This window comes from Desulfobulbus sp., assembly GCF_030824455.1.
Lineage (GTDB): Bacteria > Desulfobacterota > Desulfobulbia > Desulfobulbales > Desulfobulbaceae > Desulfobulbus.
Window position 1 is genome coordinate 1 of sequence record NZ_JAVBXR010000054.1, and the last position, 8,539, is coordinate 8,539.

An 8,539-nucleotide genomic window follows, 5' to 3' on the forward strand; every position below is an offset into this window, starting at 1 on the left:
CCCCCAGGGCCCGACCCTGGTGGTGGCCCCCACCTCGGTCTGCGCCAACTGGCTGAGCGAGGCCCGGCGCTTTGCCCCCACCCTCAAGCTCATCCCCTTTGGCGGGGCCGACCGCGCCGCCCAGGTGGCCGAGCTCGGCCCCTTTGACCTGATGGTGGCCAGCTACGGCCTGCTCCACCAAGAGTCGGACCTGCTCGCCTCGGTGGAATGGCAGACCGTGGTTCTCGACGAGGCCCAGGCAATCAAGAACGCTGCCACCAAACGCTCGCAGGCCGCGATGCACCTCAAGGCCCAATTCAAGGTGGCCACCACCGGCACCCCGATTGAAAATTATTTGAGCGAGTTCTGGACCCTGTTCAATTTCATCAATCCCGGACTGCTGGGTTCAAAAGAGCGGTTCAACACCCGTTTCGCCGTACCCATCGAGCGGCTGAACGACCGCGAGGCCGGCCGGCGGCTGAAAAAACTGGTGCAGCCCTTTATCCTCCGCCGTCTCAAATCCCAGGTGCTGGAAGAGTTGCCGCCGCGCACCGAGGTGGTGCTGCAGGTGGAGCTGAGCCCGGAGGAGACCGCCTTTTACGAGGCCCTGCGGCAGAAGGCCCTGGAACGGATCGAGGCCGAAGCAGGCGCGCCCGGCCAGAAGCCGATGCGCATTCTTGCCGAGATCACCCGACTGCGCCAGGCCTGCTGCCATCCCCGGCTGCTCGTGCCCGATAGCCCGCTGGTCGGCGCCAAGCTGACCCTGTTTGGCGAGGTGGTCGCGGAGCTGCTCGAAAACGGCCACAAGGCCCTGGTGTTCAGCCAATTTGTCGGCCACCTGGCCCTGATCCGCGAATACCTGGACGCGCGCTCCATCCCCTACCGCTATCTCGACGGCTCCACCCCGCCCAAGGAGCGGCAAAGCGAGGTTGAGGCCTTTCAGGCCGGCCAGGGCGACCTCTTTCTCATCAGCCTCAAGGCCGGCGGACTGGGGCTCAACCTGACCGCCGCCGACTACGTCATCCACATGGATCCCTGGTGGAACCCGGCGGTGGAGGATCAAGCCTCGGACCGCGCCCACCGCATCGGCCAGGAACGCCCGGTGACCGTGTACCGGCTGGTGGCGCAGAACACCATTGAGGAAAAAATCGTGCGCATGCACGCCGAGAAACGCGATCTGGCCGACAGCCTGCTCGACGAAACCGACGCCAGCGCCAAAATCTCAGCCGACGAACTGCTGCGCCTGATCCGCGAACCGTAAGCAAAGGGGGCGCGCGAACCAAAAAACTTGGCGCACCCCGGCTGAAGATTGGTATATTCCCGGCAATTCCCCCTACAATCTCCATTAAGGAAAGACGCCATGTTCAAACCCCTGCCCTTCCTGTTGTTCTTTGCCGCATGCCTGCTGTTCAACCTCCCTGCCCACGCCCAGGCTCCCCTGGCGCACAACCAGGTTCCCGGCTATTACCGGATGCAACTGGGCCAGTTTGAGATCACCGCCCTGTACGACGGCGCCATTCAACTGGACGCAAAACTGCTCCACCACGCCAAACCAGCCGACCTGAACCGGCTGCTGGCCCGGATGTTTGTCGGCAATCCCAAGATGCAGACCGCAGTCAACGCCTACCTGATCAACACCGGCGAACACTTGGTGCTGGTGGACGCCGGCGCCTCGAAACTGTTCGGCCCGACGCTGGGATTCACATTCCAGAACATGCGCGCCAGCGGCTTCGCGCCGGACCAGGTGGACACCATCATCATCACCCATCTCCACGCCGACCACATGGGCGGGCTCAACGACGAAAACGGCAAGCCGCTCTATCCCAATGCCACGGTCTGGGTTTCGCAGACGGACAACGACTTCTGGCTGTCCGAAAAGGTGGCCGAGGGCATGCCCAAGGAGCGGCAGCCCTACTTCAAGATGGCCCGCGACGCGGCTGCGCCGTATCTGGCCGCTGGCCGATGGAAGACGTTCCAGGATGGGGCTGCGCTGGTTCCGGGCGTCCGGGCGGTCAAGGCCAATGGTCACACGCCCGGTCACACCGCCTATGCGGTGGAATCCGCAGGACAAAAACTGCTGATCTGGGGTGACGTGGTCCACTCCCACGCCGTCCAGTTTGCCCGTCCGGGCGTATCGATCGAGTTTGACGTTGATCAGAAGCAGGCCATTGCCACCCGCAAGGCGCTGATGCAGGAGATGGCGGCAAGCGGCTCCCTGGTCGCCGGGATGCACCTGCCCTTCCCCGGCATCGGCCATGTCCGCGCCGAGGGCAAGGGAAGCTACGCCTGGGTTCCGGTGGAGTTTGCGCCGCTGGCTAAGGCAACGGGGCAATAGAGGGAGAACGATTCACTATACTGTCCCCGGAATGCCCAAATATGAAAAATCCGAGCTGGAATGTAATAAGAGGATACTAAACAACAAAACATTTCCTTTTTTCAGAATAATAGAACGATAATCGGAAAATATGTCCATCTATAATGAACAATATGACGGAAAATTTCCCTTTAATTAAACTGTTAGAAAGCTGATAGCGTGCCTTTTATAGAACGAACCTAATGCCCATGCCGGAAATTCACTTGATGAAGCCGTACCCGACCGAACTGCAAGTGCACCAGGTCAATTGCTTCTACAACTATACTGCAGGCCTTGTGGCGACCGACGTGGATCTGCTCAAGACTGCAACGAATCTTCTCAATTCAGGGATAGCCCGAACTGTTTGCTTCTCAGATCTGAAGTGTTTCTACCTTGATGCGAAAGGCGACATTCAGCTCGAATGGCTTCAACCCCAAGGCCGACAATGGGATTCCCAGTGGACGGTGAAATTTAGCGAGAACTTACCACCTCGGATAGCGGAGGAACTTGTATTTTGCTTGGAGCTTTCTTTCCATGAACAACGAATCGAGGGCGCAGAAGCGAGGCAGATTCCGCTTCATCTCCGTGCTGCCCTACCTCCGCTGGTGCTGGATCGAGATGACTGGACTCTTTCCGTCTATCCCTGGCTCAAAGTCTATTCTGATGGAATCTTGACCGTCAGCTTCCAACTCGACACCACCTGGGAAATCCTTGAGGAGGCTGACTTCATTCAAGATGTCGTCAACCTCTTTCAGCAGTATTTCGATCACGTTTGGGTCCAATCGGACCTGCAGCGAATGGATGCCCAACAAATCCTGCCTGATGCGTATGAGGGCGAGTTCACTATTGGTGGCCAAGAGGTCGTCGGCAGAAAGCAAAGGAAACTCCTGAAGGAAATGCGTCGAACGAGTCAGGCAGTGGTCGATGAATCCCTTGAAAAGGATGGGCAATCCTTTGAGATTGGTGGGGAATTTTGGATGCTGCACCAAATCGCCGGCTCCGAGGGCCAAGCGGATTGGGAGGCGTCTATTGACCTTTGTCGATCAATCTACTTTGGTGCCGTCACAAGTCTGGTTGCGCCGAGAGCGGCAGAGAAAGAGAACCGGCTCCGACGGATACAACTGTGGCAAGGCCGCCCTTCGATTTCGTTGATGCGATTTCGCGACCAGCCAAATACTAAGGATGCGTTACTGACGAGATTCGGCCCGTCGATGTCGCGTGTATTGATGCGATCTTCTGCCATCAGGGAGCCTTCAGCATTGCCTCCCGATTTACGTCCTTTCGGAGATTACTGCTTTCATGGGAATCGAGCCCTCCTCCTTTGGACATGGCTAAGATTAGCTAATTCGCCGGACAACGTGTGGGAGGATGCTAACACCAGGGCTCATCTCTTAGAGAATCAGGCGAGAGCGGAGCATTTCGAATATCATAACCTACGAATCGCGCGCGCATGCGCGACTGCCAGTTCCCCTCCCTCCGATGATCATCTGATTGACGCTTACGAAGTTCTAGCAACGGCTGAATCCGTAATCCACCATTCTAGCCAAGCCGGAGAAATCACCTCGGCCCTTGATTACTTGATGGAGGCTGCCGGTACCATCGGGCTCATAGCATCAAGCAAAGAGCAGGCCAGATGGTATTTGGACGAACGCCGATATCGGACGGAGAAGAAGCGGGCCCACATGGATCGCTGGCTAGCGGTTGTGTTCGGGTTCGTGGGAGCAGCTGGCTTGGCAGATCTAGTAATTCGCCCATTTTTGCAAGTCTCGTATCCAAAATTGGCGACCCAATGGACCGGTCTGGTTGCATTTGTTCTTTCTGTCATCGTGGTTTCCCTGCTTGCAGGGTGCGTTTGGATCTCGAATAAGCTGCGACGTGAATAAGAAACAATCAAAGCGACAATTCGCTAACAATACACTGTGAGTTTCGGTGACAGTGTATGCATCTCGGATGTAAATGTAGGAAATCCTTGCAGTCTTCCCATTCTTTTCTTTGCGTGCCCAAAGAAAAGAACCCGCCCTGTGGTCTGCGCCACACCGCTAAAGAAAGGGCAGCCACGTCACAGAGACGACCCGATCGCCAAGGCTCGGAACCGGCGGGGCAAACAGCGGGTTGGCTGGTCCAACCGGCGCTCGCTGCGCTCAGACAGTTTGCCCCTTCATCCGGCCCCAACCCTCGCCGCCCGGCTCAGTGACGATGGCCCCTACACCCGACCACCTTCCTTCCAAAGAGTAAAACAGCAGTCAAATTTATAGGTCTCGCAAAAAAAGCCGACTCCCAGCGGGGAAGCGGCTTTTTTGTTATTTTTAGTGTCCCATAAGCCCAACATCTATTGATGTGGGTTGATGTAGAGTGGCAAACGGTTCTGTTTGCTCTACTTTTATTGCAAAGAGGAACAAGCTGCGGCCTCTTGTACACGGTTCCCTTGGTTTTTAAGCGTTCATGAAAAAACCAGGGGTACTTTTAACTCAATCAAACAAAAGAGGTGAAAAATGAAAAAAATCGCTGCATTAGCTGTCGCATCCGTGTTGGTGGTTTCGTTCACCAGTATTGTCTACGCTCAATATCTGAAAGGCTATGAAGTCGTGAGCATGACGGAACAGAATGTCACAATAAAAAACGCCAAAGGAGAAACGATCGAAGTCCCTGACAAAACAGGAATTTACGAACCAAATCAAAAGGTTAAATATGACAAAAAATCAAATAAAATTCAAAAAGATTTCGAAGGGTGCTGACCTATAGCAACGACGCCTTGATTGAAGCTCTTTGGCGCTTCAATCAAGGCGGAATTTCTCTGCTTTGTTCATTCGTTCACCTTCCCCCATTAATTTTCGACCAAAGTTGTCGGGGAATAATTGGATACATTCATACCTATCTGATACCATTTCAGAATGGATAATGATAACGCTATTCTACTTGACGGAAAACGGCTGCGACGGTTGCGCGAACAACGAAAGCTCACCCAGTTGTATCTTGCAACTGTTATTGAGGTATCCAGTGAGACTATTTCCCGGTGGGAAAACAACCGCTCCCCTACCGTCAAACGAGACAACGCCCTGAAACTCGCAGAAGTTCTTGAGGTACCCCTTGAAGAACTTGTAAAATCGGCTGATGTCAGCAGCGTCGAGTTCAGTTCACTCGCCGGTGAACAAGTTGGGCTTGAATCGACGCCACCACCAGTTGTTTTACGTCGCCGTTTTCTCTGGCAGAGGTGGGCGGCAACTGCTGCGGGCCTGCTTGCCCTGTTGGCTCTTTCCCTCTCTTGGCGACTATGGTCAAACTCAACGCCGTTCACAGTCAGCGCACTGCGTCACTTGCCCCGCCATTGCCTGCCCGAACAGCCCTTTCCGATTATAATCAGGCTCTCTGCTGCTCCCAAAACCGGATCATTCATGCTCAGGGAGAACCTCCCCGACAAATGTATCCTTTTGGCATCTTACCCTACCAGCGTCAATTCGCATCAGACATCGCCGCAACTTAAATGGGTCGTTCAGGCCGAACAACAACCACTAACTATTGTCTATCTTATTCAACCACAGCAGGTGCACCCAGGGGAACAGATCCTCTTTTCAGGGAGCATCGTCGCTGGCCGGCGTGGCGCACAGGAACCGCCAATCGAGGGTGAGAGCGTCATAGAGGTCTCACTCTTTCATTGGGCTGATGAAAACAGAGACAATCGCATTGACGATTACGAAATGCTCTCAGCGTACGATCTTTTCCCCGATGGAATTCGTCCCGGCATCGACATGGAAGAAATCAAGGCCATCTGGGCAGGTCGCGGATATCGATGGAACCAGGACCACAAAAAGCTGGAGATTTTCTGATGAGACATTTGTTCAAGCTTTTACTCGTTAAAGTTTATCTCAACAATAAGGCCACGTTACCTGATCGACTTCAGATCATGAAGAGAATGGTCATCGCGTGTTTACTCTTGTTGTCCGGTTTTCACATTGATTGCATGCTTACTCCTGTCATAGCTCAAGAGATGGCTGGCCGCTATAAAATGACCGGAGCAAGCATTCGATACCAGATCACGGTTCCTCAACAAAAACCGGCTGCAGTTATTGTTGTCCAATACCTTCCGCCACATACGGCGATCCACAACGCGACCCCCGGCTACAGCACCTATGATCCGCAAACCGGAATTGTCAAATGGCTGTTCAGCGAGGTGGAGCCCGGAGTGCTCACCATCAATCTGCAGTTGGCCAATCCAGTCGAACGCAATGATGTCAAGGCAGAAGTTCTGTTCAAGGATCATTCCGGGGCCAGCAGCATCTTTGCCATTGAACCCTTGCCCATGAAACGCAGGCAAATGGAAGGATGCTGAGCAAGGTAGGTTGGGGTGAGGAACGAGCCCCAACGTTGTGTCATGAGACCGGAGAAACACAATGCGATACCGGCGCACAAGGGTTGATGGCGGCGCCTATTTTTTCACCGTGAATCTTGCCGAACGGCGCCCGTCCCTGCTGGTAGATTACATTGACGTCCTCCGTAAGGTTGTCGGCATGGTGAAAGAGCGGCATCCCTTCACCATCGACGCAGTGATTTTGCCTCAACATCTGCATGCGGTGTGGACCCTGCCGCCAGGGGACGCGGACTACTCCAGACCGGGATGCTCATCAAAACAGGATTCTCGCGGCATATCCCCCAAGCGGAACGCCGGAGCGCCAGCGACTGGGGCCGCGCGCCGAGAGAGCATGATGTTGTTGGGGTTCGTTCCTCACCCCAACCTACGTGCTGATTTCCTTTCACAAGTGAGGAGCGAATGCATTTTCTGATGGGGATGTTCTGGCTGGGTGCGGTGCTGGCAATGATTTCCTTGTACGTCGCCGCAGCCTATTGGGTCTATATGGCGGCGCGTTGGTGTGGGGCAACGTGGCGGGCCAGTCGCTCCAAGGAAACCGCCACAATGGATCCACCATTCTGGCGGGCCGATGATCGCAAGCGCATACGCTCAGCCATCGTTATCGCCGTCATCGCTGGCATAACGGCGTATATCAATCAGCGGGCCACCTGGATGGGCGAGGACAACGCCCATCTGCAAGCCAAGGAGTACTATGTCAGTGGACAGGTTCTTAACGGTTTCCGCCAAGCGCTGACCACGGTGATCCACCCAGACCTGTTCGTCATGTATCCTGCCAACGCCCTGCAATGGGCCATTTGTTCCCAGGGCTCTAAAAAGCTTCCTGAAAACGACGGTGAAATCGGCGTCTGGCAGAACGTCTGGTTTCATAGCCATTATTCAAAAAAGGGAAGATGGCAGCTGGGTCTAAATTCCGGTGAGTCGTCCGACAAGATGCGATGGCTCCTTGATCAATGGTGGTTTTGTCTGGAAACCATGGCTACCCGGCCCTTTGCCGACAAGCAGATGGAGGAGGAGCATTATTTGCGGGATTACCCGGCTCTGGTCTTTTCTTATGAACGTTGCAAAGGGTTTTACAGTTATAAAAAGATTGGCTCAGCACAGCGGTTGGCAATGATGCCTGAGCATGTAGCACGTGCCCGCCAGTTGAGCAGATGGTTGTGGGAATTGCCGGGTAAATGGCAGGCCTCGCTCAAGGCGCGGGAATTCAATGCGGCGAACCCCAAGATCGTGGCCCTGTTGCAAACCGACCTGCTGTTGGAACTTATTTCGCTCATCCAGGGGGAAATCCACGAACGCAAATTCGGCTGTGACAATGAATCGATACAACGATATGTCGCCGCGAGAAAAGAGTTTGTCGAACCGGTTGATGGCTTGCCCGCCTATAGGCGGATGAAAGAAAATGACCAAGGGAAGTCGCTTTATGAGATAGTTATTGAAGATCCTGGTGCTCGCTCCACCAAATATATTATTACCCACTATTGCGGGATCGAGGTGGCCGGCAAGGAAGATAATAGCAAATGGATGTATGTAGATGTGGGAAAACTTCATAAAAGAACGCCCGATGAACAATCAAACAATAATGCACGACTTAATTATCAAGAAGAGATCGAAATATTAGAGGAACAATTCAATGAGCGATGAGACAAATGTGTTCATACAGCAAGCGGAAGACACCGGATTTCTCCAGGAGGTTGTCGCAGTATTGAAAGCATTCGGCATTGACCCTGAATCAGTGACAGTCTTGGCCGGATTTCCCTTTTATGGTTCGGTTAAGTCGTTTTTCAGGGAGTGACAACTCCCGAAGTTGGCATGACCCGCACGCTACGGCGACATTGGCGTCT

Annotated in this window: 8 protein-coding genes; all 8 read left to right on the plus strand. The window is 54.2% G+C overall.

The annotated features are described in order from the left end of the window. A partial coding sequence (locus tag RCH93_RS07810) for a DEAD/DEAH box helicase (protein WP_306547784.1) occupies positions 1 to 1,240 on the plus strand: 1,240 nt, incomplete at its 5' end. Between the two features lie 99 nt (positions 1,241 to 1,339). Beyond that, a complete protein-coding gene (locus RCH93_RS07815) occupies positions 1,340 to 2,314 on the plus strand; it encodes an MBL fold metallo-hydrolase (protein WP_306547785.1) in 975 nt (324 codons plus the stop codon). Positions 2,315 to 2,535: 221 nt separating this feature from the next. After that, positions 2,536 to 4,215 (plus strand): hypothetical protein, encoded by a 1,680-nt coding sequence (locus RCH93_RS07820; protein WP_306547786.1) that lies wholly within the window; start codon positions 2,536 to 2,538, stop codon positions 4,213 to 4,215. A 609-nt stretch (positions 4,216 to 4,824) separates the two neighbouring features. Beyond that, positions 4,825 to 5,067 (plus strand): hypothetical protein, encoded by a 243-nt coding sequence (locus RCH93_RS07825; RefSeq protein ID WP_306547787.1) that lies wholly within the window; start codon positions 4,825 to 4,827, stop codon positions 5,065 to 5,067. Between the two features lie 156 nt (positions 5,068 to 5,223). Next, the gene (locus tag RCH93_RS07830; RefSeq protein ID WP_306547788.1) at positions 5,224 to 6,156 is read left to right on the plus strand and encodes a helix-turn-helix domain-containing protein; all 933 of its coding nucleotides are present in this window, start codon (positions 5,224 to 5,226) and stop codon (positions 6,154 to 6,156) included. After that, on the plus strand, positions 6,156 to 6,659 hold the full coding sequence (locus RCH93_RS07835; RefSeq protein WP_306547789.1) for a hypothetical protein: 504 nt from the start codon (positions 6,156 to 6,158) through the stop codon (positions 6,657 to 6,659). The genes RCH93_RS07830 and RCH93_RS07835 overlap by 1 nt, the downstream gene beginning before the upstream one ends. Positions 6,660 to 7,097: 438 nt before the next feature. Next, positions 7,098 to 8,339: a hypothetical protein gene (locus tag RCH93_RS07840; RefSeq protein ID WP_306547790.1), complete on the plus strand. Its 1,242-nt coding sequence runs from the start codon at positions 7,098 to 7,100 to the stop codon at positions 8,337 to 8,339. Then, complete coding sequence (locus RCH93_RS07845; protein ID WP_306547791.1) at positions 8,329 to 8,490, plus strand: hypothetical protein; 162 nt, start codon at positions 8,329 to 8,331, stop codon at positions 8,488 to 8,490. Before RCH93_RS07840 ends, RCH93_RS07845 begins: the two co-directional genes overlap by 11 nt. Positions 8,491 to 8,539 lie beyond the last annotated feature (49 nt).

What these genes read in the sequence shown, in the direction of transcription:
- RCH93_RS07815 (WP_306547785.1), top strand. Translation starts at nt 1,340, where the DNA reads ATGTTCAAACCCCTGCCCTTCCTGTTGTTCTTTGCCGCATGCCTGCTG.
- RCH93_RS07820 (WP_306547786.1), top strand. Translation starts at nt 2,536, where the DNA reads ATGCCCATGCCGGAAATTCACTTGATGAAGCCGTACCCGACCGAACTG.
- RCH93_RS07825 (WP_306547787.1), top strand. Translation starts at nt 4,825, where the DNA reads ATGAAAAAAATCGCTGCATTAGCTGTCGCATCCGTGTTGGTGGTTTCG.
- RCH93_RS07830 (WP_306547788.1), top strand. Translation starts at nt 5,224, where the DNA reads ATGGATAATGATAACGCTATTCTACTTGACGGAAAACGGCTGCGACGG.
- RCH93_RS07835 (WP_306547789.1), top strand. Translation starts at nt 6,156, where the DNA reads ATGAGACATTTGTTCAAGCTTTTACTCGTTAAAGTTTATCTCAACAAT.
- RCH93_RS07840 (WP_306547790.1), top strand. Translation starts at nt 7,098, where the DNA reads ATGCATTTTCTGATGGGGATGTTCTGGCTGGGTGCGGTGCTGGCAATG.
- RCH93_RS07845 (WP_306547791.1), top strand. Translation starts at nt 8,329, where the DNA reads ATGAGCGATGAGACAAATGTGTTCATACAGCAAGCGGAAGACACCGGA.